Here is a 24,804-nt window from a genome sequence, read left to right as displayed (position 1 = left end):
GGAAGCCAGTCGAGGAGGTCGAGTGCGCAAGTATCTGCTCAGCACCAGTGTCTTGAGTGCGATGTTCAGCGGGTGGGGAACCATCCAGCAGACACGCAAGGGGCCCCGCGATTGGCGCTTGGCGTTGCACTGGATCGTCTGGATGTGCACCCTCGCGATCGCGATCGGCACCGTCGCGAAGAACTCTGACGAGATCAAGCGGCGACTGGGCGCCTAGCGCCCGCTGCGCAGCCGCGTCGCAGGCAACAGCAGCCGAAGAGCGGCGACCGACACGCGGATTCACTCGCTCGCGCGTGACACTGTCACGCGATGGCGCTGACGCTCCCCCTGGCGCCGCCCGGCGCTGCCGCATTCAGCAACTGAACCAGTCGGTCGCGAAGCTCTTCGAGTTCTGAGACGTCCACCCCCAGTTGTTCGATGATCGCGGGCGGCACCCGCTCCGCCTCCGCCTTGAGTGCCCGGCCGGCGTCTGTGAGCTCGACATCGAGCGCGCGCTCATCCTCAGCGTTTCGACCCCGGGTGATGAGGCCGGCAGACTCGAGACGCTTCAACAGGGGCGAGAGAGTCGCCGGCTCCAGGTAGAGCGCCTCGCCGATATCGCGCACCCGGCGAGGGCTGCGTTCCCACAGCGCCAGCATCACCAGGTACTGCGGGTGCGTGAGCCCCAATGGCTCGAGCAATGGTCGATACAGGCCGATGACGTTCCGCGAAGCGACCGCCAGCGCGAAGCACACCTGGCGGTCGAGCGAGAGGAGGTCGCCTGCCATAATCGTTAGTGTACTAATCGTTTGCGCGAGAGGCAGTAATGGCGAAGCGAGAGCGTCGGCCGTGGTGGGCGATCCTGAACGGCACGTTCCGACCCGTGATGGGCCCGGCTCAGCTCGGTCCCTTCAATGAGCCGCCGCTGCCCCCGACGCATGACAAGCCGTGCCCCCTGTGCGGCAACCCCATGGCGGAGCACACCATGTCGCGGAGCGCCGACCAGGCAGTCTCGACCCGGCTGAAGTGCCCTTCGCGGCGCTAGACACCGGCATCCGTCACACCGCCCTCCTTTCTTCGGCGGTCGCGTCTTCCGTACCAGCGATGCTCGCGCCGGGATGCTTGACCCTTCTCTGCGACACCCCTACTGTCGGGTCCAATCCGTCTCTCGCGTCATCGCCTGCTGCCGACGCTTGACGCGCCGCCACGAAGGGAGCCTCATGCCCAGCGCCACGCTCGACATTCCGGTGATCGACATCGATCGCGACCCCCGCACGGTAGGGAAAGAGATCGACGAGACGCTGCGCACGGTGGGCTTCTTCCAGATCACCAATCATGGTGTGGATCCCGACATCAGCGAGCGCTGCTGGCAACTCACCCGGGCGTTCTTCGATCTGCCGCTCTCCGACAAGTTGGAGATCGAGCGCGAGCCGGGCGGCTCGTACGGGTACTTCCCGGTCGCGACCGAATCGCTCGCCGCGTCACTCGATGAGGCGGCCCCCGGCGACCTCAAGGAATCGCTGAACGTCGCGGCCACGCCCCACGGCGGTCACCCATTCGCTGATGACACCGAACGCGGACTCTTCGCTCCTGCGCGCTGGCCCTCAGCACTGCCGGGCCTGCAAGGCGCGTGGGAAGGCTACATGCGCGAGATGCGATCGTTGGCCACCCGCTTGATGTCGATCCTCGCGCTGGGCCTCGATCTGCCGGCGGACTTCTTCGACGACAAGGTCGACCGCTCCCCCAGCGCGCAGCGAGCGATCAACTACCCCGAGCAGTCCGCACCTCCCAAGGAGGGGCAGTTGCGCGCCGGTGCGCACACCGACTACGGCACGCTCACCATCCTTCGGCAGGAACTTGGCAGAGGCGGGCTGCAGGCGTATGACGGCAAGTCGGAGCACTGGGTCGACGTGGCGCCGGTCGAAGGCGCCTACGTCATCAACATCGGCGACCTGATGGCCCGGTGGACGAACGATCGCTGGACCTCGACGCTGCACCGAGTCGTGAACCCGGATGCTGGATCAACGGTGTCCACGAGGCGTCAGACGATGCCGTTCTTCTTCAATGCGAACTACACGCAGCTCGTCGAGTGCTTGCCCACCTGCCTCGGCCCGGATGGCACCGGCAAGTACGAGCCGGTGCTGGCCGGTCCTCACCTGGCAGGGAAGACGATGAAGAGCATCGAGCACACCACGATGTAGCAGCGGCCGGGAGCGGGCGATGGGCGCGTGCACGGCCGCCCATGACGACTCTCCGAAGCGCCACTCGACGCACTTGAGACCCCGTGGGAAACGGGGCATCATCCCTCGATTCGGCACAGAATGTCGACGAGCTCCGGTGGCGACATCGCGCTGCTGCAGCGCGGCCGGCGACCCGGGTGTCGCCGTTGTCAACGCAGGAGTCGTCATCCGCCGGAATACCCCAGAGGAGCAACGAATGAATGGGCAGGACAACAAGCCGAGTCAGGCCGAAGGCGAGGATCCAGAGCGCCCCGACGAGCATGAGGTACTCCCGCAAAAGGGGCACCCTTCACAGGCGGAAGGCGACGACGACTCCGAGGACGGTGGATCCTAGAACGCTGACCCCTAGAACGCTGACCCCTAGAACGCGGAACAGCGACAGGCGACGATCAAGTCGTCGCCACGAACACTCGGTGGTACACCCCCCGGGACTCGAACCCGGAACCCACTGATTAAGAGTCAGTTGCTCTGCCAATTGAGCTAGAGGTGCTCGATTCGCAACATGCGAACCGAGGGTCAACTGTAGCACCCATGCGACTCGGCGCGCGAATCGGGCAGGGCTCCCCTGCGGACGGCTGCGTCAGCGAGGGCGGCCGCCAAGGTGCTCCTTCGTAGACTGGAGTGACCGAAGAACGAGGAGCAATGACCGAACCGCGCTTGAACCCTGGTGACGCCGCACCCGCTTTCACACTGAACGACCAGGACGGCACCCCTGTGTCGCTCGCAGACTTCACTGGCCGCAAGGTGATCGCATTCTTCTACCCTGCCGCGATGACGCCGGGGTGCACCAAGCAGGCGTGTGATTTCCGCGACAGCCTCGAGCCGCTGCAACGCGCGGGGTACGCGGTGGTCGGCATATCGAAGGATGCTGTCGACAAGCAGCGCCGATTCGCGGACCGCGATGCGCTGCAATACCCGCTCCTGAGCGATGAAGACCTCAGCGTGCATCGCGCCTACCACGTGTGGGGCCCGAAGAACCTCTACGGGAAGCTGTTCGACGGCGTGCACCGCTCGACATTCGTGATCGACGAGCACGGCCGCATCGAGCACGCCCTGTACAACGTGCGCGCGACGGGTCACGTCGCGCGTCTGCGCAAGATGCTGGGCGTCCACGAGGGCTGATCGCCCGGTAGGCCAAGACTCAGCGCAGCGGCGTTGGCCCGTCCGCATCCGAGTCGCGCTCCGGCTCCGCGCCCTCACCCAGCGCACCCGGCTCGAGCGAGGCACGCGCGGTCGCCGCGATCACGGGCTTGGTGAAGAGCAGCCCTGCCCCGAGCAGGGCTGGCACCAGCAACGCCCAGCCGATGTCGAACCGCGCGTCGGCTCCCTGAAAGCTCCCGATCGCGACAGCGAGCTGCAGCACCTGCCACACCAGAGCCGGCCCTCGCACCCACGACCGTCGCCGAAGCGCACCGAGCGCGAGGCTCGTGACCCAGGCGGCCGCAGCACCCGTGAGCACCATCAATGCGATCGCGCTCGCGTACGACTCGGGGCGATCGATCAGCAGTTCGACGACCAGGAAGACAGTCGCCCCCGCCAGCAGAGCAGCTTCCGCGAACAGAACGGTGACGAGAAGGTAGAGCAGCGGTGACGCCGGGGCAGATTTCACAGGTTAATCCCGAAGAAGACTATTGATTTTGGCGATTCTGCTATGAGAACCTATCTGAGGTTGTTCTGAGCCCACACTGTGGTGGGTGCATACCGAAGTCTCATCACTGCATCGCAGACCCATTGTTCTTGCGTGCGCTTCGAAATGCCCACTGAAGGAGTGTGTGTATTCATGGATTGGCGTGACAAAGCCGCCTGTCTGACAGTCGACCCGGAGTTGTTCTTCCCGGTCGGCAACACCGGCCCAGCTGTCGACCAGATCGAGAAGGCCAAGTCGGTCTGCGCTCGATGCACGGTCACCGAGATGTGCCTGCAGTACGCCCTGGAGACCAACCAGGATTCCGGCGTCTGGGGTGGACTGAGCGAAGACGAGCGCCGCGCGCTCAAGCGTCGCGCCGCCCGCGCGCGCCGCGCTTCCTGACTCGACACGGTGAGGCCCGGAGCTGAACGCTCCGGGCCTTTTCCGTGCGCGGATGCCGTTGCGCTCAGCGCGTCGCGGGAACACGGCGTCGCGGCATCCACCGCTCCTGCCGCCGTGCTGCACACGTTCACTCGCTTCACTTCTGCAGGTAGAGCAGCGGCACTTCGATGGTCACCTCTGTGCCCTCACCCTCGAGCGTGTGCCAGTCGATGGTGCCGCTGAGCTCGCCCTGGATGAGCGTGCGCACGATCTGAGTGCCGAGTCCGCTGCCGACCTTCCCCTCGGGAAGGCCAGCGCCGTTGTCTCGCACCTTGACCTCCAGCATGTCGTGCGTGCGAACGGCGATCGTCTCGACCTCGCCATCGCGGCCGGCGAGTCCGTGCTCGACCGCGTTCGTCACCAACTCCGTGAGCGCGAGCGCGAGCGGTGTCGCGTACTCGCTCGGCAGCGTGCCGAAGGTGCCCGTCTTCTTCGGCCGGACCGTGGTATTGTGGCTCGCCGCCACCTCGGCCACGAGCATCAGCATCCGCTCGAACACGACGTCGAAATCGACTGATTGGTTGAGCCCTTCAGACAGGGTGTCGTGCACGACGGCGATCGCCGCCACACGGCGCATCGCCTGCCCGAGCGCCTCGCGCGCGACATCGCTGTGCGTGCGCCGGGCCTGGATCCGCAGCAGTGACGCAACCGTCTGCAGGTTGTTCTTCACGCGGTGATGGATCTCGCGGATCGTGGCGTCCTTGGTGATCAGCTCGCGCTCCTGGTGACGCACCTCGGTGACATCGCGGCAGAGCACGATGGCCCCGACCCGCTCCCCCTGATCACGGATCGGGATCGCCCGCAGCGAGACCGTGACGCCGCGCGCCTCGATATCGGTGCGCCATGGCGCACGGCCCGTGACGACGAGCGGCAATGACTCGTCGACGATGAGCTTGCCTGCCAGGAGTTCCGTCGTCACCTCCGCGAGAGAACGGCCTTCAAGCTCGCCCTCGAAGCCCATGCGGTTGAATGCCGAGAGCCCATTGGGGCTGGCGAAGGTGACGATGCCGTCGACGTCGAGCCGGATCAGCCCGTCGGAGGCACGCGGCGCGCCACGGCGAGGCGCTTTGGGCGCCCCGAGATCGGGGAAGTCTCCCACCGAGATCATGCGGAACAGGTCGTTCGCGCACTCGTTGAAGGTGAGTTCCTGGCGACTCGGCGTGCGCGCCTCGCTCAAGTTGGTGTGGCGCGTGATGACGGCGATGGGCCGCTCCGTGGTCTCTTTGCCGCTGGGGTCGAGACGGCGCATGACCGGCACTGCGCGCACCCGCGTGGGCATCTCCTCGTACCAGTCGGGGCTGTCGGAGTCGACGATCTGCGCCGTCTCGAAGGCCTTCGTGACCTTGTCGACCCACTGCGACTTGATGCGCTGACCCACGAAGTCGCGGTAGAAGAGGGTGGCCGAGCTGGAGGGGCGAGCGTGCGACACCGCGATGAAGCTGCCGTCCTCGGTGGGCACCCAGAGCACGATGTCGGCGAAGGCGAGATCTGCGAGCAATTGCCAATCCCCGACGAGCAGGTGCAGCCATTCGATGTCTACGGTTGACGAGAGCCCTTGGGCCTGGACGAGATCGCTCAGGGTCGACACGATTCGAGCCTAGCTGCTCGTTCCCGCGCCTTTCCTGCGGGCGACTCGCAGTTAGTGCCCGGCGCGGGACTCCTCGCGCCTTACTCGGCGCCGCACCGTTCGCCCTCGCCGCGCTCCGGAATCGGGCGCGGCAGCGGCTGGGAACTCCGCGTCGACGAGCTCGCGAATGGCGGCTCTGATCGCAGAGCGCGGGGCGGCCTCGGCGAGCGTTCCGGCGGCGGAGAGCGCAGCATCCGTCGCATCGAGATCGAAGGGAAGGTACCAGGGATCCCGGATGCCGCCGAAGCGCTGCAGCACCTCTGAGATCTGCCGTGCCGCGCCGCTGCCGATCGCCCCGCGGCGCAAACGGTTGACCACGACGATCACGCGCGCGTCAGGGGCGACGCGGCGCAGCTCATGGTGCCCGCGCAGGAATCTCGCAATCCCCACCGGGTCGGCAGATGCGACCGCGAGCACCACATCAGCCGACGAGAGCGAGGCGAGAGTCGCGGCGTTGCGACGCGGGGCGTCGATGTCGCTGGAGATCTCTTCGTCGCGCTCGAGGTTGAAGCCGACGTCGAGCACGATCGCGTCGTTCCATTCCTTCAGCGCCTCGAGCAGGCCCGACACCCGCGCGGTGCCGACCTCGGGCCAGCGATCCGCACGGCTGAGGCCGCCGAGCACTCTGAGCCACCCCGCACCCGCGGCCACGTTCTGCGTGAGCCGCTCGAACTCGGCGAGCGAGTATTCGCCGCGCTCGATGAGCCGGCCGCTGGCTGCGAAGCCGGGCGATTCGTCGAGCAGACCGAGCATCGTGGCGATCGAGCCGCCGTAGGTGTCAGCGTCGGCCAGTGTCACGGCGGCTCCTCGCGTGGCCAACTCGGCCGCCACATTGATGGCGACGGTGCTGCGGCCGGGAGCTCCGGTCGGGCCCCAGACCGCGACGACGAGCCCCGCCCGCGAGTGGGAAGCGAGTTCGCTCGGTGCTTCATGCCGAGCGGCGGAGTCGGGCCCCTCAACGAAGTCGCGCTCGAACGGCCCGGCTCCAGCCATGTCAAGAAGCAACGAATTCACCTCCCGAGAGGGAGGCCGACGGGGACGAGAGAGATCGCGTCGCCATCGGCCATGGCCTCGAGGAGCAGTGCGAGCCGTTCGCGCGGTACGAGCAATTCGACACCGGTGGTGCGCCCTGACACCATGCCGCTCGAGTCGACCTCCACACTGACTACCGTCGCTGCGGCCACGATCACGGTCGGCGCGAAGTGGTCGCCGCCTCCGGCCTGCTGCGCCGCCCACACATCGACCGTCGCGCCGGGAAGGATGCCTCCGCTCAGTCTCCCCGTGACACCGATCACCACTGCGCCGTAGCGGGTGCTTCGCCGATCGGCGATGGCGGACACCGGGACGAGCTCGCCAGCATCGACCGCCCTCGTCACGATCACCCCGCCTTCCGGCAGCTCAGCGGGCACCAGGTATCGCGATTCCGCGTCGCCGAGGCGAACGTGCCGCTCAACCAGATCGGCTGCGGTGACGGTCTCACCGGGCGTCAGGGTTCGAGATGCCGCGAGCGCCGGCCTGACGTCATCCGAAGCGGCTCCGAGCAGCATCGCGCCACCCACCGACGCTGCGATGAGCGCGATGCCGATGAGCAATCGAGCATCGAATGCGGACCGCGAACGGGCGCCGCGCGGGGCTGGCACTGGCATGACGGACTCCCTGGATCGGACTTGGCCCTGCCATCGTCGTGACATCCGGCCCGCAGTGGCGCGAGTTATCCACACCCACCGCGGGGCGGCGCCTGGGGATCCATAATCTACGGATGACTGCCTCGAACTCCGCACGTGACCGCGAGCGCTTCCTCACGCCGACGGATGCTGCAGAAGTGCTCAACGTGCCGGTGGACGATGTCTTCGACGCGATGCAGTCAGGCGAGCTCCCGGCCATTCGCGTCGGCGGGCACTGGCGTATCGAGCACGACCGCCTCGAGCGCTTCATCGAAGGGCGCTACGAGGAGACTCGCCGCATGGCGCTCTGGCAGCAAGCCGAACTCGCCGACGTGGTCGAACTCTTCGACCACTACCCGCGCACGACGACCACCTGAGCGACCGGAACCAGGAGCCGCTGGCGAACCGCAGCCGAACGCGGTGGAACGCCTGGCTCATGCACGGCGAGCTCCAAGTAGTCGGAGCCCACTGCATCGATCGTGCCGACACGCTCCAGGGCGACAGCGCGAACCAGTACCGTTCGCCGGCGTCTCGCGAGCTCGCGGAGCGGCGAGACGATCCCGAGTCGGCGGATCACTGGCGACGCCTCGCCCCGAACCGGTCGAGCGCTCGCAGGATCGAGGAACTCGATGGCGTCGATCGCGGATGCCGACACGATCGCCATGCCGCGATGCCCGCCGAGCGCGCTCCCACCGCTCCCCTGTTCTTCGCCTGAGATCCAATCCAGGCCGACGTCGAGCACTCGGAGCGACATTGGCACCCCGCGCGCCGTCACATTGACGGCGGCTTCATCACCGGCGTCCCTCACGAACTGAGCGAGCCGCTCGAGCAGCGTCTGCTGCGCTCGAGCGGCTCGCGCACGTTCGGCATCGACCGCTGCACGCTCGAGGCCGTGTTCCGCCGCGAATTGGGCTTCGAGATCGTCGAACAGATTGGGCCATCGCATCGGGCGAGGCTAGCCGCCGCACTCCTCCACGGAAGCTGAGTTATCCACAAGTAACGAACACTCTGGACGCGAGAGATCCTCAACTGATGTGGTCGAGGCCGGGGCGCCCGAGGAGGGGCGCCGCTCTCGGACGGAGGAAGAGCATGCCAGGTGCCGCTTCTCAATCGGCTTCAGCGACGTCGGTCGCGCCCACGAGGCGGATCACGATCCGTCAGAGCGACGAAGACCGGTTCGGTTTCCAGCGCACCGTCACGGCGGCACTTCCCGATCCTGAGCCTCTGGTGATGAATCTCGCCAGGTGCGTGCTCGAGATCCTCGCCGGGGCCCGCGATCTCGAACAGGTCGCGCGCTGGGTCACCGACCAGGTGTACCGGCACCTGCTCAAGCGCGTGGTGACCGCCTCGCGAGCGCGGCAGGCCAAGGGCATCGTGCCCACGAGACCGGCGTTCTCGCTGGGCGCGCCGATTATCAGGCACCCGGCAGACGGCATCGTCGAAGCGGTTGTCATCGCGAACGGCCGAGCTCGAGCGCGGGCCATCGCGATCCGCCTCGAGGGGCTGGATCGCCGGTGGCGCGCCACCGCCATCCACGTGCTCTAGCCGCGGCCTGAACCCGAGCCGGGCCCACCCTCCGAGGGGACCCTGCCCGGCTGGAGTCAGCGGCGCTTGTCCTGGGCGCGACGCTGGGCGCGGTTCAGGGGCGCGGCAGGTGCCGCGTCGGCGTCCTGCTCGACCTGCCCGAACGCACCGCGAGTCGGCGCTGCCGCCGGCTGCTGGGCCTGCGCCGCCGCACGCCGCAACGCAGCGGCCTGCTGCTGGAGACGACGCGTCTCAGCCGCTTGCACTTGCCCGCGCTGGTTCCGAACTTCGACCTCGTTGGTGTTGTCAGAGCTGGGGGCCGAGTAGCTGAGCCGCTCGGTGGGCGTCTGCGGAACGCCGAGCCCCTTCGCTGCGACATGCGCTTCGCCGTGCTCGCTCGTGACCTGCACCTCGAGGTTGAACAGGAAGCCGACGCTCTCCTCGCGGATCTGGCCCATCATGTTCTGGAAGAGCGCGAACCCCTCGCGCTGGTACTCGACGAGCGGGTCGCGCTGTGCCATGGCCCGGAGGCCGATGCCGTCCTTGAGGTAGTCCATCTCATAGAGGTGGTCACGCCAGCGGCGGTCGACGACGCTCAGCACCACACGGCGCTCGAGTTCTCGCATGGCCTCCGAGGAGAGGCTCTCCTCACGACGCTGATACGCGATCTTCGCATCGGAGATGATCTCCTGCGCAAGGAACTGGGCACTCAGCTTGCCGCGTGTGCCCGCCTCGGTGAGCACCTCATCGATCGTGATCGAGATCGGATAGAGCTGCTTCAGCTCGGTCCACAACGTCTCGAGGTCCCAGTCGTCGCTGTGGCCCTCAGCCGTGTGCTGCTCGACGATCTCGGTGATGGCCTGCTCGATGAAGGTCTGCACACGGTCGTGGAGGTCATCGCCCTCGAGGATGTGCCGGCGATCGCTGTAGATCGCCTCGCGCTGTCGGTTGAGCACATCGTCGTACTTGAGCACGTTCTTGCGGATCTCGGCGTTCCGCGACTCGACCTGCGACTGTGCGCTCTGGATCGCCCGGCTGACGACCTTCGACTCGATGGCGAGATCGTCGGGAACGCTGCTCCGACCCATGAGTGCCTCGGCGGCACCGGCGTTGAACAGGCGCATGAGGTCGTCTTGCAGCGAGAGGTAGAAACGGCTCTCGCCGGGGTCGCCCTGTCGACCGGCGCGTCCGCGAAGCTGGTTGTCGATGCGGCGCGACTCATGGCGCTCGGTGCCGAGCACGTAAAGGCCGCCGGCGTCGATGACCTTCTCGGCCTCCTTCGCGACCTCGGCCTTGACCTGCTCGAAGACGGCGTCCCACTCCGCCTCGTATTCCTCAGGGGTCTCGCTGGGGCTGAGGCCCTTCTGCTGCATGCGCTGCACGGCCAGGAACTCCGCGTTCCCGCCGAGCATGATGTCGGTACCGCGACCGGCCATATTGGTGGCGACCGTGACGGCTCCTGCACGGCCTGCCTGCGCGATGATCGCGGCCTCACGGGCGTGGTTCTTCGCGTTCAGCACCTCGTGCTTCACGCCGCGCTTCGCCAGCATCCGCGAGAGGTACTCGCTCTTCTCGACACTCGTCGTGCCGACGAGCACCGGCTGGCCCTTCTCATGCCGCTTCGCGATGTCTTCGACGACCTGCGTGAACTTCGCCTGCTCGTTCTTGTACACGAGGTCGGGCTGGTCGATGCGCTGCATCGGCTTGTTGGTCGGGATCGGGACCACGCCGAGCTTGTAGGTCGACATGAACTCGGCCGCCTCGGTCTCGGCGGTTCCGGTCATGCCGGAGAGCTTCTGGTAGAGCCGGAAGTAGTTCTGCAGCGTGACCGTCGCGAGCGTCTGGTTCTCGGCCTTGACGGCGACGCCTTCCTTGGCCTCGATCGCCTGGTGGATGCCCTCGTTGTACCGGCGTCCGGCGAGGATGCGGCCCGTGTGCTCATCGACGATGAGGACCTCGCCGTTCATCACGACGTAGTCCTTGTCGCGCTTGAAGAGCGCGCGAGCCTTGATCGAGTTGTTGAGGAACGAGATCAGCGGGGTGTTCGCGGACTCGTACAGATTGTCGATGCCGAGGTAGTCCTCGACCTTCTCGATACCCGGTTCGAGCACGCCGACGGTGCGCTTCTTCTCATCGACCTCGAAGTCGACGCCCGGAGTCATGCGCTTGGCGATGTTCGCGAACTCGGTGAACCATCGGTTGGCCTCGCCCGACGCGGGCCCGGAGATGATGAGCGGGGTGCGAGCCTCGTCTATCAAGATCGAGTCGACCTCGTCGACGATGGCGAAGTAATGGCCGCGCTGCACCATGTCGCTCGTCTGCCAGGCCATGTTGTCGCGCAAGTAGTCGAAGCCGAACTCGTTGTTCGTGCCGTAGGTGATGTCGCACGCGTACTGCTCGCGACGCACCTCGGGCGTCTGGCCCGACAGGATGCAGCCGGTCGTCATGCCGAGCGCCCGGAACACCCGGCCCATGAGCTCGGACTGATAGCTCGCCAGGTAGTCGTTGACCGTGACGATGTGGACGCCGCGTGAAGCGATCGCATTGAGATAGGCGGCGGTCGTCGCGACGAGGGTCTTGCCCTCACCGGTCTTCATCTCGGCGATGTTGCCCAGATGCAGTGCCGCGCCACCCATGAGCTGCACATCGAAGTGACGCAGACCGAGCGTGCGCTTCGACGCTTCACGAACGGCAGCAAAGGCTTCTGGCAGCAGATCGTCGAGCGACTCGCCATTGCCGTACCGCTGACGCAACTCAGCGGTCTCATTGCGCAGCTCATCGTCGGTGAGCGCCTCGAAGTCCTCTTCGAGTTCGTTGATCGCCTGCGCGTACGCCTTGAGCCGCCGCAGCGTGCGGCCCTCGCCGACACGGAGGACTTTCTCGAGAAGGTTTGCCACCGGCTGCTCCCATTGGTCGTCGTGCGCGCAGTGCTGCACGCCTCACCGGTGCCGGCGCGAACGAGCGCACCGGCATCGGCGGGTTATCGTAGCAAGCCTACCCAGCGGCATCCTTGGCCCCATTACCACCCGGGCATCCGGATGGCGTCCCGCGACGACGCGGGACACGGTCACGAGGAGACTGCGCGCGCCACCGGTTCCTCGTCACCCAGGCTGATGACACCGTATGCCCAGCCCTTGCGCCGGTAGACGACGCTCGGCCGATCGCTCTCCGCGTCGACGAACAAGAAGAAGTCGTGCCCGACGAGCTCCATGTGGTCGACCGCCTCTTCGGCGCTCATCCGCGTTGCCGGGAACACCTTCTGGCGGATCACGACTGGCGACTCGGCGGCATCCTCATCACGCTGCTCGCCGACGACCGGGGTCGAGCCGGTCGCGACCTTCTCGATCAGCTCCGCGTCGGCGGGCTGGATGCCCACGCCACTGAAGCCGGATGCCGCCGCTTCGGCGAGCGAGACCGGTCGGTGGTTGCCGCGGTGGATCTTGCGGCGGTCCTTCACGCCGCGGAGGCGCTCGGTCAGCTTGTCGAGGGCGATGTCGAACGCTGCGTACTTGTCGGATGCCGCCGACTCCGCGCGCACAAGCGGGCCCGGGCCGACGAGCATGAGCTCCACCTTGTCGCTGCCCTGCGCGCCGCGCGGTTCGCTGTGCCTAGTGACCTTTATCTCGAAGGCGATCGGCCGGTCGGCGAGCTTCGACACCCGTTCGGCCTTCTCCGTCGCATAGTCACGGAATCGGTCCGTGATGTCGAGATTGCGTCCGGTGATGGTGATGTCCACGGCGACCTCCTTGAGCGAGTGTGCGCGAGCCGCCCGGCTGGCCAGGCGGTCATGTTCGCGCGCCTTTCACGCCACCGTAGTCCGGGGCGGGTGGGTTGTCATCGGCGCTCGGCGTTTCCGCAGCAGGCAATCCGATGCGCCGGGGCGTCCACGCGAGCACGGCCGCAGCGATCGGTTCGCCCCCCGCCTCGCGCACCGCGCGGCAGGCATCCATCAGCGTCGCGCCGGTGGTGAGCACGTCGTCCACGACCACGACGCGACGTCCGGCGAGCGAGCGGATGCTGCGCATGCTCCCCGTGCGATTCAACGCGCGTTCACCGAGCGAGAGTCCCTTCTGCACCGCGCCTCTCGTGCTCACCAGCGCCCTCAGCGGGCGCGCTCCGGCCCTCCGCAGCAGCAGGGCCGCGGGCTCGTAGCCGCGGCGGCGCCATGCGGCATGGGATGACGGCACGGGTACCGCCGCGAGCTGCGGCCTGGCGCTCGCGGCGCGCGTGTCAGTCGAGAGGCTGTTGACGAGGGAGGCCTGGGCAGCGTCAGCTGCGGCGGTGCAGACCACCGTGGTCACCGCGGCGTGCAAGGCGAGCGCGAGGGGGCCGGCGGCATCCGTGCGCCCCTGCTCCTTGAACGCCAGCAGCGCGCGCCTGACGACTCCCTCGTAGCGGAGCGCTGCCGCAACGGGAGTGCCGTCGGCGAGGGAGCGCACAACCGGTCGGGGTACCAGTGCCGCGCGACACTCCGCGCACACGCCTCGCCCCGGTCTCCTGCACCCCACGCACTCGACCGGCGCGACGATGTGCAACACGTCGAGCGCGGTCTCACGGAGGGACGCGATCGTCATTCAGCCAGCATCCGTCCGGCGATCGATGCCCCACTGGCGACCGCGAGGATCGCCCTCCATCCGCGACCGGGCCGGCCATGTTGAGGGGCCCGCCGCACTTCGCGTGTCTGGCTGGGCGAGCCCTGCTTAGCGACGGTGGGCGAGGACCAGTGCAGTGACTGAGGTGCTCTGCCATCCCGTGCCTCGGCCCTGGTACACCACACCCTCCGGCCCGAGCACCCGCAGCCCATCGGGTCCGTTGCCGCCGACAATGCTCGTGCCGCCCGGAATCCTGCCCAGGGGCTCGCTCATGCCACCGACCGTGTGCAAGGTCACCCGGTAGTCGGCTTCCGCCCGATCGAGCGTTGCGATGTGCACCTGGTCGCTCCACGTCGCCGACACGATCGAAGTCTCACTTGTCACGATCGGTCTCAGTGCGCCGATGGCGATCGGCACACCGCCATCGCGCACGATCGCGCCGGTCAGCAGCCGACTCCGTCCGTCGATCTCGAACAGGAACAGCATGCGAGTGTCATCGCGAGCCACTTCCATACCTCGCAGCACGCCCCGCGCAGGCAGCGGGGAGGCGAGTGGGTGCTGCACCCCATCCGATCCGATCGCGACCAGGCTCGAGGGGTCGCGCGCCTGCGCTGACCAGACGAACCCGAGACTGTCGAGCGCGGGTGCGACGAGCTCCGGCCGCTCGTCGATGAGGCGCGAGCCTCCCGACTGCACAGCGTAGACACCCGCCGGAGTGCGCACCGCGGCGAGCCCCAGCGCGGACGAGAAGCTGATCGCGTCGGGGCGCAACTGCGTCACCTGCTCGCTGAGCCCCGGCAGCGGCGCGAGCTCTCCCTGTTGCAGATATCCGAATCCGTCTTCCGTGAGGACCACCGAGCGGGGGTCGACCTCCGGCTCTGCGACCGCCTGCTGACCGTTCATCTCGGGCAGCACCACCTCGGTCTGGTTGACCGAGAGCGCGACGCTGGTGACCGATGTGACGTCCGCCAGGCTGGCCTGCAACTGCTGATGCATGCGCTGCAGTCGATCGGCATCCGCCTCGGTCGCCTCGGCGCTGAGATCGACGATCGCGCGATTCGACTCGATGCGCACGCCGTCTGGTCCGAGCCGGGTGCCGTTCGGGAACTCTGTCACGACCGCTGCGGCGAGCCACTCCGATGGGCCTTCCAGGAGCGCCTCGGCGATCCGACGACTCAGCGATGAGAGCGCCGTCGAGGGGAACCACCGCTCGTCGGGCACGAGGAAGCGGAACGTCGGGTCGAAGAACTGCAGCGTATAGGGCTTGAAGATCAGCGGGAACGCCGACGCTGTCAACACCGTGCCGTCGGGCGCGTCGCTGATGCGCCACTCCCCCCGCACCCGTTCGAAGGTGAACTGCATGAGCTGCGGCCCGGTTGATTCGCTCTCGGTGTAGCGCCCCCAGGCATCGACTGTCGCCTGCGGCACCACCCGGTACTCGATCACGCGCTCGCCCACGTCAATGAAGCTCTCGGCTCCCTGCTGGGCCACCGTTGTGCCGGCCCTCGGGTTCCATCGGTCACGGAACTCATCGGTGAGGAACTCACGAGCGACGGAGTAGTCGCTCTGCGGTCCGGTGCCCGCGCGCAGGAACCCCTGCAGGATGCCCAGCGGTTCGGCGCCCGCTTCGGGCCCTTGCGGCAGCAGCACCGAGGCGGGGGCGTCTTCCTCGGCGATCGAGCCTCCCTCGACCACGCCACTCGAGGTGGGGATCGCCACGCACCCTGTGAGCAGCGTCGCTGCGACGACCATGGCGGATGCCGCGATCGCGACGCGGCGCAGTGTCCTTCGCTTCACTCGGACTCCTCACCCGCAGGGCGCGACGGCGCCTGAGCGATGTGCCGTCGCTGATCCTGCTCCTCCTCGGCCCGTTGCCGCAGGGCGTGCTCGAGCACTTCGTCGAGCGCAGAATCGGTGGGCGGCGGCAGATAGAGCGGTGATTCCACCAGGGCGACCTCGACGTCGCTCCGCCTTGGCAGCGTGAGCCTGAAGCAGGTGCCCTCTTCGGGCTCCGACCACACATCGAGCGCACCGCCATGGAGTGCGGCGTCCTCCAGTGCGATGGCGAGCCCGAGGCCGGTGCCGCCCGTGGTGCGCTGTCGCGACGGATCGGCGCGCCAGAAGCGGTCAAACACGCGCGCGACCTGCTCCTCGCTCATGCCGATGCCGAAGTCCCGCACGGCGATCGCCACCGCGTGCTGATTGCTGTCGACGTAGACCATGATCGGTCTGCCCTCGCCATGGTCGATCGCATTGCCGAGCAGATTCTGCATGATGCGGCGGATGCGGCGCGGGTCGACATCCAGTTCGACATATCCGCCGAGGGGCACCACCCGAACCGCTGAGCCCTTGCTGTCCGCGAGGGGTCGTACCGCCTCCACAGCGTCTTCGACCAGGCGCACGATATTGGTGCGCTCGGTATCGAGGTTTGCCACACCCGCGTCAAAGCGGCTCATCTCGAGGAGGTCGGCCAGCAGCAGCTCGAAGCGCTGCACCTGGGCATGCATGAGCTCCGCCGCACGCGCAGTGGTCGGGCTGAAGCTCTCGCGCTCGTCGAAGAGCACATCGCCGGCGAGCCGGATGGTCGTGAGCGGCGTGCGCAGTTCGTGCGACACATCGGAGACGAAACGCTGCTGCACACGCGACAGCTCCCCCAGCCGGGTGATCTGCCACTGCATGCTGTCGGCCATCGCGTTGAACGAACGTGCCAGCGTGGCGATGTCATCCTCACCACGGTCGGGGATGCGTTCCTCCAGCTGGCCCGCGGCGAGCTTCCGACTCGTCTCGGCGACGAGCCGGATCGGGCCCGCGACGAACCTCGCCACCACGAACGCGATCGCGCCGATCATCGCGACGAGCGCGATGCCGCCCACGAGCAGCGTCTGCTGCGCGAACGTCAGGGTGCGCTGCACCCCCTCGAGGTTGTACACGAGGTACAGCTCGTAGCGTCCGGCGGTGGGCACATCGATCGGGGCGCCGACGACGAGCCCGGGCACCTCGCTCTCGGGCGTTCGAAGGGCTACGGACTGGTAGTAGAGCGCATCGTCGGATGCGGCGACGGCATCCCGAAGCGTGCTGCCGATGATGCGGATGTCGAGATCCGTGCTCGCGACGCCCTGCATGTTGTTCAGCGTGCCCGCCTGCCTGGGGCTGCGTTCGAGCGCGAACCGGGTCCCGCTTGCGCTCGACGTGGTGCGAGCGATCGCCGCCTGAGCGCCGTTCCGCAGCAGGTCGAGCTCACTCGTCGTGAGCTGATCCGAGGCCGAGGCTCCGTCGAAGATCTGCTGCACCTGCGCCGCCGCCCGGCTGGACTCCAGCAGGATCTGGTCGCGCTGCGACTCGAAGAGGTTCACGCCGATCGACAACGACATGGTTCCGAGGATCACGCTCACCGCAGCGGTCGAGAGCGCCACCGTGACGGTGACGGTGCGGAACTGCAGCGAGGTGCGCCACCACTGCACCGCACGGTCTCGCAGCGCTCGCCACTCGAGCCAAGGCCGCAGACCGCTCGGTCGTGAGCGGGCCATGAGCTCAGTCGCCGTTGCCGGCGCGGTAGCCGACGCCGCGCACGGTTGTGACGATGCGCGGGTTGTCGGGGTCTTCCTCGATCTTCGCGCGCAGGCGTTGCACGTGCACGTTCACCAGCCGGGTGTCGGCCTTGTAGTGGTATCCCCACACCTGCTCGAGCAGCATCTCGCGCGTGAACACCTGGTTGGGCTTCATCGCGAGCGCCAGCAGCAGTTCGAACTCGAGCGGGGTGAGGTTGATGCGGGTGTCGCCCCGACGCACCTCGTGGCCAGGCACGTCGAGGGTGAGGTCTCCGATGTGCAGCAGTTCGGCACTGGGCTCGGATGCCGGGCGCAGGCGCGTGCGGATTCGCGCGACCAGTTCCTTGGGGTTGAAGGGCTTCACGACGTAGTCGTCGGCGCCGCTCTCAAGACCTTTCACCACGTCGGTGGTGTCGCTCTTGGCGGTGAGCATGATGATCGGCACGCCGCTCTCGGCCCGGATGAGCCGGCATACCTCGATGCCGTCGAGCCCCGGCAGCATGAGGTCGAGCAGCACGAGGTCGGGCTTGGACCTGCGGAACGCGTCGAGGGCCGCAGCGCCATCAGAGGAGAACTGCGGGTCGAATCCCTCGGTGCGCAGCACGATGCCGATCATCTCGGCGAGCGCGACGTCGTCGTCGACCACCAGAATGCGCGCGTTCATCAGAACTTCCCTCGAGACCAGGTTTTCGCACAAGCGTAGCCGAGTGTGAAACCATGAAGGCGAAGGCCAGAGAACCGCGGATTCCCGGTGCTCGCGGCGGGTCGCAGCGGAGCAGCACGCTGTCGCGTGACACGGCCGGAACGCGGCGTCTTCACGTTCGAGATTCATGAGATGCGGGGGCACGGTTCGTGAGCGAAGACCAGCAGTGGCAGGCGCCTGAGGGCACCGGCCCGGAGAACTCAGCGGCAGCCGATTCCGCGTCGGCGAACCCGGCACCGACCAGCCCGGCGACGCCTTCCGAGCAGCTCAACCAAGACCCACCTCGATACGGCGCTCGCGCAGAGGGCTCCGGATATCCCACGCCGGGCGAGCAGCCCTACGGTTCCCCTTCCGGGAGCGCGCCTTCATTTGGCGCACAAGTGCCGCCTGCCTACGGCGCGCCGCCGTATGGAGCGCCCGCCTATGGGGCACCGGGCGGCCAGCCGTACGGGGCACCGCAGGCCACCGGCTGGACGCCCCCGCCGAAGCCAGGCTTGATCCCGTTGCGACCGCTCTCGCTCGGTGACGTTCTCGGAGCGTCGTTCCAGGTGCTGCGGCGCAACCCGAAGCCGACGTTCGGCGTCTCCCTGCTGTGGCAGGCGATCGTCATCGTGCTGACCGTTGTGCTGATGGGAGGGGTGACGGCGCTGGTGGTCTGGCGCACCAGCATGGCGAGCGGTGCGGATGCCGATGCGGTCGCCGCGGGCGGAGTCGCAGCCATCCTGGTGTCGGCGGCCGTGCCCCTGCTGCTCTCGGTCGTCGCAGCCGGGCTCATGCAGGGCATCATCGCGCTCGAGGTCGCGCGCGGTGCCGTCGGGGAGAAGCTGCGGTTCCGCGGGCTGTGGCGATCGGCGCGCGGCCGGCTTGGGGCGCTGGTGGGCTGGACGCTGCTCGTCACGCTGGCCGTGCTCATCGCGATCGGCATCGTCGTGGCCGCGGTCGTCGGCCTCGGCTTCGCGGTGGGCGGCGCGGTCGGGATCGCCATCGCTGTCGTCCTGAGCATCTTCGCGGTGCTCGGCGCGCTCGCCATCGGTGCCTGGCTCGGCACCAAGCTCGCCCTGGTGCCGAGCGCGCTGATGATCGAACGCCTCCCGCTGCGCGAGGCCGTCGCCCGCTCGTGGACGCTCGTCTCCGGGCATTTCTGGCGGAGCTTCGGCATCCTGCTGCTGGTCGCCGTCATCCTGAATGTCGCCTCGCAGATCGTGACGACACCGATGAGCCTGCTGCTCGGCATGGTGACTCCGCTCTTCTCCCTCGATGACAATGAGACGTCGGCAGTCGTTACCGGGCTCGTGGTGTACCTGCTGCTCATTGCCGTGTCGCTCGTCGTCGCCGCCGTGGCCCTGGTGGTGCAAGCGGCGACCGCGAGCCTGATCTACATCGACCTGCGCATGCGCAAGGAAGGTCTCGATCTCGAGCTGCAGCGGTTCGTCGAGGCGCGCCACCAGCCAGGGGCCGACGCGCGCGACCCTCTGCTGCCAGGTTCGACGGCGCGGGGAGCCGAGCCGGGCTGGTCAGCTCAGGCGTGATGAGGCTCACCGAGGCGCCGCTCGACCCGAGCGCAGATGAAGCGCGCGAGTGGGTGCTGCGCGAACTCGCCGACCCGGCGTACCAGGCCGCACAGCCGACTTGGTGGGACCGGCTGTCGCAAGCGTTCTGGGAGTGGCTCACGTCGCTCGAACTCGGCGGGGGTGAGGGGCCGCCCGTTCTGGCTCTCGCCGTGATCGGCGGCCTGATCGCGATCGGCCTTCTCGTCGCGTTCCTCGTGTACGGCTTGCCACGCCTCAACAAGCGCAGCGCCGCGACCATTGAGCTCTTCGGCGACGACGACACGCGGGATGCCGCAGAGCTGCGCCGCGCCGCCCAGCTCGCCGCGGGCGCAGAGCGCTGGGACGAAGCCATCGCGGAATCATTCCGCGCGATTGCGCGCGGTCTCGTGGAACGCACGCTCGTGCAGGTGCTCCCCGGCACCACAGCCACCGAATTCGCACGCCGGGCGAGCGCCGTGTTCGTCGATGAGCGGGACGAACTGGCAGCGGCCGCCTCAGCCTTCGACCGGGTGCGGTATCTCGGCGAGCCGGGCACTCGCGAGACCTATGAGCGGATGACGGCCCTCGACACGCGACTGCGTCAGCGCCGCGCGAGCGAGGTGCTGCACGCATGACGGTGCTCACTCCAGCCGCCCGCACAGTCGCGCGGCGAACGGTGTTCTGGGTCGCTGCGGCGACCTTCGTGGTCCTGATCGGGCTGCTGATGATGGCGATGGCCGGCTCGAGCGCCGAGAGCGAGCGCCTCGCTCCCTCGAGCGCCGCTCCGGCCGGCGCCCGTGCCGTGACCGAGGTGCTGAGGGACAACGGCATCGAGGTCGTCGAAGCGGAGTCGCTCGCCGAGGTGCGCGACACCCTCGACGGCAGCCGCTCCGGCGGGTCGACACTGCTCGTCCACGACGTGCGCGGCATCCTCGAGGGCGACCGTCTGCAGGAGCTCGCCCAGCTTGGTGATCGCCTGGTGCTGCTCGAGCCCGATTTCGCCGCGCTCGACGCCCTGGCGCCCGCACTTGCGCTCGCCGGTTCGGTGGAGGGCCCGCTTGACGCCGAATGCTCGCTGCGTGCGGCTCTGAATGCCGGGACCGTCACCGGCGACGGCCAGGGGTACCGCGTGATCGACGCTGACGCGAACGCCACCGCATGCTTCGGCAGCGGCGACGACATCTTCTCCCTCGTCGAGCTGGCCGAGCGTGATCGCAGCGTCACCGTCCTGGGCGCGACGGCGGCGTTGACGAACGAGCTCGTCGCGGCCGAAGGGAACGCGGCCCTCGCACTGACGCTCCTCGGCGAGCGGCCGACACTGGTCTGGTACGTGCCCGGCCCCGCTGACCTCCCGGCATCCGATGCCCCTATCACCGCCTACCTGCCGCACTGGGTGTCGGTCATCTCGATCGCCCTTCTCGCGGTCGGTATCGCTGCCGCGTTCTGGCGGGGTCGGCGGCTGGGGCCGCTTGTGGTCGAGCAACTGCCGGTCGTCGTGCCCTCCGGCGAAGTGACGGAGGGGCGCGCTCGGCTCTACGAGCGGAACGCCACCCGGCTGCACGCCATCGACTCGCTGCGCATCGCCACCATCGAGCGGCTCGCGCGCCGTTGCGGGCTCCCGCGCACCGCGACCGTCGACGAGGTCGCCGCAGCGGTCGCCGCCATCGCCGGCCGGCCGATCGCACACGTGCGCGCAGCGCTCGTCGACAGCGTGCCGGGCAACGATGCCGAGCTGGTGCGGCTCTCCGACGAACTGCTTCGCCTCGAGGATGCTGTCGAGCGCGCGCTCGGCGGGCCCCGTGCCGAACGCGGAAGCCCGGCATCCGGTCATGGCTCCCCCGTCGCGCGGTCTTCCGGCGCATCCACTTCTCCGACCGGCAAGGCCCGCCGCAACGCGCGGAATGATGGCTCGTTCGATGAGCGCCACGCTCCCGATGAAAGGAACACTCCGGACCATGGCTGAACCCACTGACCGCGACCACGAGCTCCGTTCGGCGTTCAGCCGCGTGCGCGCCGAGGTGTCGAAGGCCGTTGTGGGCCAGGACGGCGCCGTCACCGGGCTCATCATCGCGCTGCTCGCCGATGGGCACGTGCTGCTTGAGGGGGTTCCCGGCGTGGCGAAGACGCTGCTCGTGCGGACGCTGAGCCACACCATGCACCTCGACACCAAGCGCGTGCAGTTCACGCCCGACCTCATGCCGGGCGATGTGACGGGGTCGCTCGTGTACGACGCGAAATCGGGCGAGTTCGAGTTCCGTGAAGGGCCGGTGTTCACCAACATCCTGCTCGCCGACGAGATCAACCGCACACCACCGAAGACGCAGTCGGCCTTGCTGGAGGCCATGGAGGAGCGCCAGGTCTCCGTCGATGGCCGCACGCGCAGACTGCCGGTGCCGTTCATGGTCGCGGCCACCCAGAACCCGGTCGAGTACGAGGGCACGTACACCCTGCCCGAAGCCCAGCTCGACCGCTTCCTGCTGAAACTCGTGCTCGACCTGCCTGCGCGCGACGCCGAGGTCGAGGTGCTGCTGCGGCACTCGTCGGGCTTCAACCCGCGCGACCTCGCCGCAGCCGGCGTGCAGCCGGTGCTGGGCGCTGAGGAACTCATCGCCGCGCGTGCTTCGGTCGCTCGCGTGGCGGCAAGCGGCGATGTGCTGGCGTACGCGGTCGACCTCGCGCGGGCGACCCGCCAGTCGCCCTCGGTCAAGCTCGGAGTGAGCCCGCGCGGCACGACCGCGCTGCTCGCGGCTTCGAAAGCGTGGGCCTGGCTGCAGGGCTTCGATGCGATCACCCCAGACCACGTGCAGGCCATGGTGCTCCCAGTGCTGCGGCACCGGCTACAGCTGCGGCCCGAAGCAGAGCTCGAGGGCGTTTCGGCCGACAGCATCCTGCGCTCGATCATGCAGCAGGTGCAGGTGCCCATCTGATGACGACGGATGCCGCGGCGCTTCTCGCGCCAACTCCTCGCGGGGGTGAGCACCCGTGGCCGTGAGCGGCTGGCTCGTGCTGCTGGTGGCGGCGGGCATCGTGCCGGTCGTGCTGCTCGACGCACCGGTGGTGCTCTGGTGGTGGCTGCTGGGGGTGGTCGTGCTCATTGCGATCGACCTGCTGCTCGCGGCATCGCCCCGTGCCCTACGGTTCGAGCGAGAGCTGCCGGCTCGCACGAGGCTCGGCGAATCGGTGACGGCCCGCTTGCTCATCACGAACCCCGCACGGCGCACGCTGCGCGGCGTGGTGCGTGACGCTTGGCAGCCGTCGGCCGGAGCGCTGCGCACACGGCATCGCATCACTGTGCCCGCTGGAGAGCGGCGCGCAGTCGAGACGCAATTGCGTCCGTTCCGTCGAGGCGAACGCCGCGCTGAGCACGTGACCGTTCGCTCCTTCGGACCGCTCCGGCTCGCCGCCCGCCAGGCGACCGTCGCGGTGACCGGTGCGCTGCGCGTGCTCCCGCCCTTCGCGTCTCGCAAGCATCTGCCCTCGCGCCTGGCAAGGCTTCGCGAGCTCGACGGCCGCACCAGCGTGATGATCCGGGGACAGGGCACCGAGTTCGACAGTCTGCGCGAGTACGTGCGAGGCGACGATGTGCGCTCGATCGACTGGCGCGCGACCGCCCGGCGCACCGATCCGACCGGTGCGCAGAAGCTGGTCGTGCGAACCTGGCGACCCGAGCGCGACCGGCGAGTGGTGATCGTCGTCGACACGGGTCGTCTTTCGGCCGCACGGGTGGGCGACGAGCCGCGCATCGACACCGCCTTCGAGTCGTCGCTGCTGCTCGGGGCGCTGGCCTCCCACGCAGGCGATCGCGTCGATCTCGTCATGGTCGACCGGCGCGTGCGAGGGCGCGTGCAGGGCGCAACAGGCGCTGAACTGCTGGCGCGCATGGTCGAGGCGATGACACCGGTCGAGCCGGAGCTCATCGAGACCGATTGGGCGGCGGTGCCCGGCATCGTCCGCTCGGTGACCACCCAGCGCGCCTTGGTCGTGCTGCTCACCACGATCGACGGAGTCGGCTCGTCGCGGAGTCTTCTGTCAGTGCTGCCACAACTCACTGAGAAGCACCTGGTGATGGTCGCCTCGGTCAGCGACCCGGCCGAAGTGGAGGCCGCCCGGCAGCGCGGAGACGCCCGTGAGGTGTACCGTGCGGCTGCTGCCGAGCGCTCGCTGCTCGATGCAGGGCGCGTCGCGGCCGCGATCAACAGGCTGGGCGGCGAGGTCGTGCTCGGTGCACCGAGCGAGTTGCCGCCCGCCGTCGCGGACCGGTACCTAGCGCTGAAGGCCGCAGGGCGCCTCTAGGCGGGCGCTTGCTGTGCTCGCTGCGGTTCAGGCGGCGACGATGCGGCGCGCCCCGGCCTCGAACGCCTCGAGGTCTCCGGTCTGGCCGGCGCGGAAGGCGCGACGTCCGAGGCCCCACTGATACCAGAGGAACGCGGCGAGCGCGATCGCGCCGATGCCGATCTTGATCGGCCAGGGCCAGTCCTGACGCGTCACATACCCCTCGACGATGCCCGAGACGAGCAGCGAGAGGATGAGGCCAATGACGATCGTGAACAGGGCGCGGCCGTCTTCGGCGAGCGCCTGCGAGCGCGTGCGAGCGCCCGGAGCAACCCAAGACCAGAAGATCATCAGCCCTGCCGCCGCCGCGACGAAGACCGAGTACAGCTCGAGCTGCCCGTGCGGCGAGATGTACAGGAAGAAGTGGTCGAGCCTGCCGAACTCGTGCATGACCGCCGCCGCAGTGCCCAGGCCCTGCGCATTCTGGAACAGCACGACAGGCACCCAGACACCCGTGATGCCGAACGCCACGCATTGGGCTGCGATGAACGCGTTGTTCGTCCACACTTGTGCGCCGAACGAGGCCTCTGCGCGATCGGAGTAGTAGCCCACGAACTCCTGCTCGGCGTACCGGCGCAGCTGCTCGTACGGGCCGAGCCCCGCGAGCACCTCCGGATTCGAGGCGATCCACACCGCGTACAGCGCCGCGACCGCGGTCGTGGCGGCGGCGACAGCGAGCGTCGTGTACCGCACGCGGTACAGCGCAGCAGGCAACTGCACGGCGAAGAACACGGTGAGCTGGTGCAGCACGTTCGTGCCTGTCCCCGTGAAGCGCAGGCGCGCCCGCGACAGCACGAGGCTCAGCCGGTCGCCCTGCACCGACCGTCCTGCCGAGGTCTTCATCGCGGAGAGCTGGCTCGCCCCCGCGCGGTACCGCTCGATCAGCTCATCGGCCTCGGCGCCCGTGAAGCGGCGCTTCGCAGCGAGCTCGCCCAAACGGCGCCACTCGTCGCGATGCGCGGCGGAATATGCCTCGAGATCCATCTGATTAGATGATG

General features: G+C 68.2%; 24 protein-coding genes and 1 tRNA gene. 11 read left to right on the top strand and 14 right to left on the bottom strand.

Annotated features, from left to right (window positions below; genetic code table 11):
* The first annotated feature begins 22 nt into the window (after nt 1-22).
* Complete coding sequence (locus QF206_RS10870) at nt 23-217, top strand: hypothetical protein (RefSeq protein WP_281489249.1); 195 nt, start codon at nt 23-25, stop codon at nt 215-217.
* Nucleotides 218-302: 85 nt separating this feature from the next.
* Here the strand turns inward: QF206_RS10870 and QF206_RS10865 are convergent, their stop codons facing one another.
* Complete coding sequence (locus QF206_RS10865) at nt 303-767, bottom strand: MarR family winged helix-turn-helix transcriptional regulator (RefSeq protein ID WP_281489248.1); 465 nt, start codon at nt 765-767, stop codon at nt 303-305.
* 432 nt (nt 768-1,199) lie between these two features.
* Here QF206_RS10865 and QF206_RS10860 point away from each other — a divergent pair, with 432 nt between their 5' ends.
* The gene (locus QF206_RS10860) at nt 1,200-2,180 is read left to right on the top strand and encodes an isopenicillin N synthase family dioxygenase (protein ID WP_281489247.1); all 981 of its coding nucleotides are present in this window, start codon (nt 1,200-1,202) and stop codon (nt 2,178-2,180) included.
* Nucleotides 2,181-2,633: 453 nt separating this feature from the next.
* On the opposite strand, the gene QF206_RS10855 is transcribed toward QF206_RS10860, so the two are convergent.
* Nucleotides 2,634-2,709: transfer RNA gene (locus QF206_RS10855), tRNA-Lys, on the bottom strand.
* 152 nt (nt 2,710-2,861) lie between these two features.
* Here QF206_RS10855 and bcp point away from each other — a divergent pair.
* A complete protein-coding gene (gene bcp, locus QF206_RS10850; RefSeq protein ID WP_281489246.1) occupies nt 2,862-3,341 on the top strand; it encodes a thioredoxin-dependent thiol peroxidase in 480 nt (159 codons plus the stop codon).
* Nucleotides 3,342-3,360: 19 nt separating this feature from the next.
* On the opposite strand, the gene QF206_RS10845 is transcribed toward bcp, so the two are convergent.
* A complete protein-coding gene (locus QF206_RS10845) occupies nt 3,361-3,828 on the bottom strand; it encodes a hypothetical protein (protein ID WP_281489245.1) in 468 nt (155 codons plus the stop codon).
* A 171-nt stretch (nt 3,829-3,999) separates the two neighbouring features.
* Here QF206_RS10845 and QF206_RS10840 point away from each other — a divergent pair, with 171 nt between their 5' ends.
* A complete protein-coding gene (locus QF206_RS10840) occupies nt 4,000-4,248 on the top strand; it encodes a WhiB family transcriptional regulator (RefSeq protein WP_281489244.1) in 249 nt (82 codons plus the stop codon).
* A gap of 136 nt (nt 4,249-4,384) precedes the next feature.
* Here the strand turns inward: QF206_RS10840 and QF206_RS10835 are convergent, their stop codons facing one another.
* From QF206_RS10835 to QF206_RS10825, 3 genes are read right to left on the bottom strand one after another with little or no spacing between them, the layout of a single operon-like run.
* The gene (locus tag QF206_RS10835; RefSeq protein ID WP_281489243.1) at nt 4,385-5,875 is read right to left on the bottom strand and encodes a sensor histidine kinase; all 1,491 of its coding nucleotides are present in this window, start codon (nt 5,873-5,875) and stop codon (nt 4,385-4,387) included.
* A 51-nt stretch (nt 5,876-5,926) separates the two neighbouring features.
* Entirely contained in the window at nt 5,927-6,907 is a 981-nt protein-coding gene (locus QF206_RS10830) for a CpaE/TadZ family protein (RefSeq protein ID WP_281489242.1), read from the bottom strand.
* 17 nt (nt 6,908-6,924) lie between these two features.
* Nucleotides 6,925-7,560 (bottom strand): hypothetical protein, encoded by a 636-nt coding sequence (locus tag QF206_RS10825; RefSeq protein WP_281489241.1) that lies wholly within the window; start codon nt 7,558-7,560, stop codon nt 6,925-6,927.
* A 113-nt stretch (nt 7,561-7,673) separates the two neighbouring features.
* Here QF206_RS10825 and QF206_RS10820 point away from each other — a divergent pair, with 113 nt between their 5' ends.
* The gene (locus QF206_RS10820) at nt 7,674-7,955 is read left to right on the top strand and encodes a helix-turn-helix domain-containing protein (protein ID WP_281489240.1); all 282 of its coding nucleotides are present in this window, start codon (nt 7,674-7,676) and stop codon (nt 7,953-7,955) included.
* Here QF206_RS10820 and QF206_RS10815 read toward each other — a convergent pair.
* Nucleotides 7,931-8,524, bottom strand: coding sequence for a hypothetical protein (locus QF206_RS10815; protein ID WP_281489239.1), 594 nt, complete (start codon nt 8,522-8,524; stop codon nt 7,931-7,933). The two genes, QF206_RS10820 and QF206_RS10815, sit on opposite strands and share 25 nt — an antisense overlap.
* Nucleotides 8,525-8,667: 143 nt before the next feature.
* Between QF206_RS10815 and QF206_RS10810 the strand changes: the two genes are divergently transcribed.
* Nucleotides 8,668-9,123, top strand: coding sequence for an Rv3235 family protein (locus tag QF206_RS10810; protein ID WP_281489238.1), 456 nt, complete (start codon nt 8,668-8,670; stop codon nt 9,121-9,123).
* Nucleotides 9,124-9,179: 56 nt separating this feature from the next.
* On the opposite strand, the gene secA is transcribed toward QF206_RS10810, so the two are convergent.
* The 6 genes from secA to mtrA all read right to left on the bottom strand — a co-directional run bounded on the left by secA (nt 9,180) and on the right by mtrA (nt 17,906).
* Nucleotides 9,180-11,999: a preprotein translocase subunit SecA gene (gene secA / locus QF206_RS10805; RefSeq protein WP_281489237.1), complete on the bottom strand. Its 2,820-nt coding sequence runs from the start codon at nt 11,997-11,999 to the stop codon at nt 9,180-9,182.
* Between the two features lie 170 nt (nt 12,000-12,169).
* On the bottom strand, nt 12,170-12,838 hold the full coding sequence (gene hpf, locus QF206_RS10800; protein ID WP_281489236.1) for a ribosome hibernation-promoting factor, HPF/YfiA family: 669 nt from the start codon (nt 12,836-12,838) through the stop codon (nt 12,170-12,172).
* 49 nt (nt 12,839-12,887) lie between these two features.
* Entirely contained in the window at nt 12,888-13,676 is a 789-nt protein-coding gene (locus tag QF206_RS10795; RefSeq protein ID WP_281489235.1) for a ComF family protein, read from the bottom strand.
* Between the two features lie 126 nt (nt 13,677-13,802).
* Nucleotides 13,803-15,491: an LpqB family beta-propeller domain-containing protein gene (locus tag QF206_RS10790; RefSeq protein ID WP_281489234.1), complete on the bottom strand. Its 1,689-nt coding sequence runs from the start codon at nt 15,489-15,491 to the stop codon at nt 13,803-13,805.
* A complete protein-coding gene (gene mtrB / locus QF206_RS10785) occupies nt 15,488-17,221 on the bottom strand; it encodes an MtrAB system histidine kinase MtrB (RefSeq protein WP_281489233.1) in 1,734 nt (577 codons plus the stop codon). The genes QF206_RS10790 and mtrB overlap by 4 nt, the downstream gene beginning before the upstream one ends.
* A gap of 4 nt (nt 17,222-17,225) precedes the next feature.
* Nucleotides 17,226-17,906 carry an MtrAB system response regulator MtrA gene (gene mtrA / locus QF206_RS10780; protein WP_281489232.1) on the bottom strand — a complete coding sequence of 227 codons (681 nt, stop codon included), beginning with the start codon at nt 17,904-17,906 and terminating at the stop codon, nt 17,226-17,228.
* A 419-nt stretch (nt 17,907-18,325) separates the two neighbouring features.
* Here mtrA and QF206_RS10775 point away from each other — a divergent pair, with 419 nt between their 5' ends.
* From QF206_RS10775 to QF206_RS10755, 5 genes are read left to right on the top strand one after another with little or no spacing between them, the layout of a single operon-like run.
* Nucleotides 18,326-19,474 carry a hypothetical protein gene (locus QF206_RS10775; protein WP_281489231.1) on the top strand — a complete coding sequence of 383 codons (1,149 nt, stop codon included), beginning with the start codon at nt 18,326-18,328 and terminating at the stop codon, nt 19,472-19,474.
* Nucleotides 19,474-20,109: a DUF4129 domain-containing protein gene (locus QF206_RS10770; protein WP_281489230.1), complete on the top strand. Its 636-nt coding sequence runs from the start codon at nt 19,474-19,476 to the stop codon at nt 20,107-20,109. Before QF206_RS10775 ends, QF206_RS10770 begins: the two co-directional genes overlap by 1 nt.
* Entirely contained in the window at nt 20,106-21,437 is a 1,332-nt protein-coding gene (locus QF206_RS10765) for a DUF4350 domain-containing protein (protein WP_281489229.1), read from the top strand. The genes QF206_RS10770 and QF206_RS10765 overlap by 4 nt, the downstream gene beginning before the upstream one ends.
* The gene (locus tag QF206_RS10760) at nt 21,430-22,401 is read left to right on the top strand and encodes an AAA family ATPase (protein ID WP_281489228.1); all 972 of its coding nucleotides are present in this window, start codon (nt 21,430-21,432) and stop codon (nt 22,399-22,401) included. Before QF206_RS10765 ends, QF206_RS10760 begins: the two co-directional genes overlap by 8 nt.
* A gap of 55 nt (nt 22,402-22,456) precedes the next feature.
* Nucleotides 22,457-23,767 (top strand): DUF58 domain-containing protein, encoded by a 1,311-nt coding sequence (locus tag QF206_RS10755; protein ID WP_281489227.1) that lies wholly within the window; start codon nt 22,457-22,459, stop codon nt 23,765-23,767.
* A gap of 27 nt (nt 23,768-23,794) precedes the next feature.
* Here QF206_RS10755 and QF206_RS10750 read toward each other — a convergent pair whose 3' ends face one another.
* A complete protein-coding gene (locus tag QF206_RS10750) occupies nt 23,795-24,790 on the bottom strand; it encodes a stage II sporulation protein M (RefSeq protein WP_281489226.1) in 996 nt (331 codons plus the stop codon).
* Nucleotides 24,791-24,804: the final 14 nt, after the last annotated feature.

This window comes from Ruicaihuangia caeni (assembly GCF_029952955.1).
GTDB classification, from domain to species: domain Bacteria; phylum Actinomycetota; class Actinomycetes; order Actinomycetales; family Microbacteriaceae; genus Ruicaihuangia; species Ruicaihuangia caeni.
Note: the sequence above shows the minus strand (reverse complement) of the source record. Positions and strands in the feature narration are given on the sequence as shown.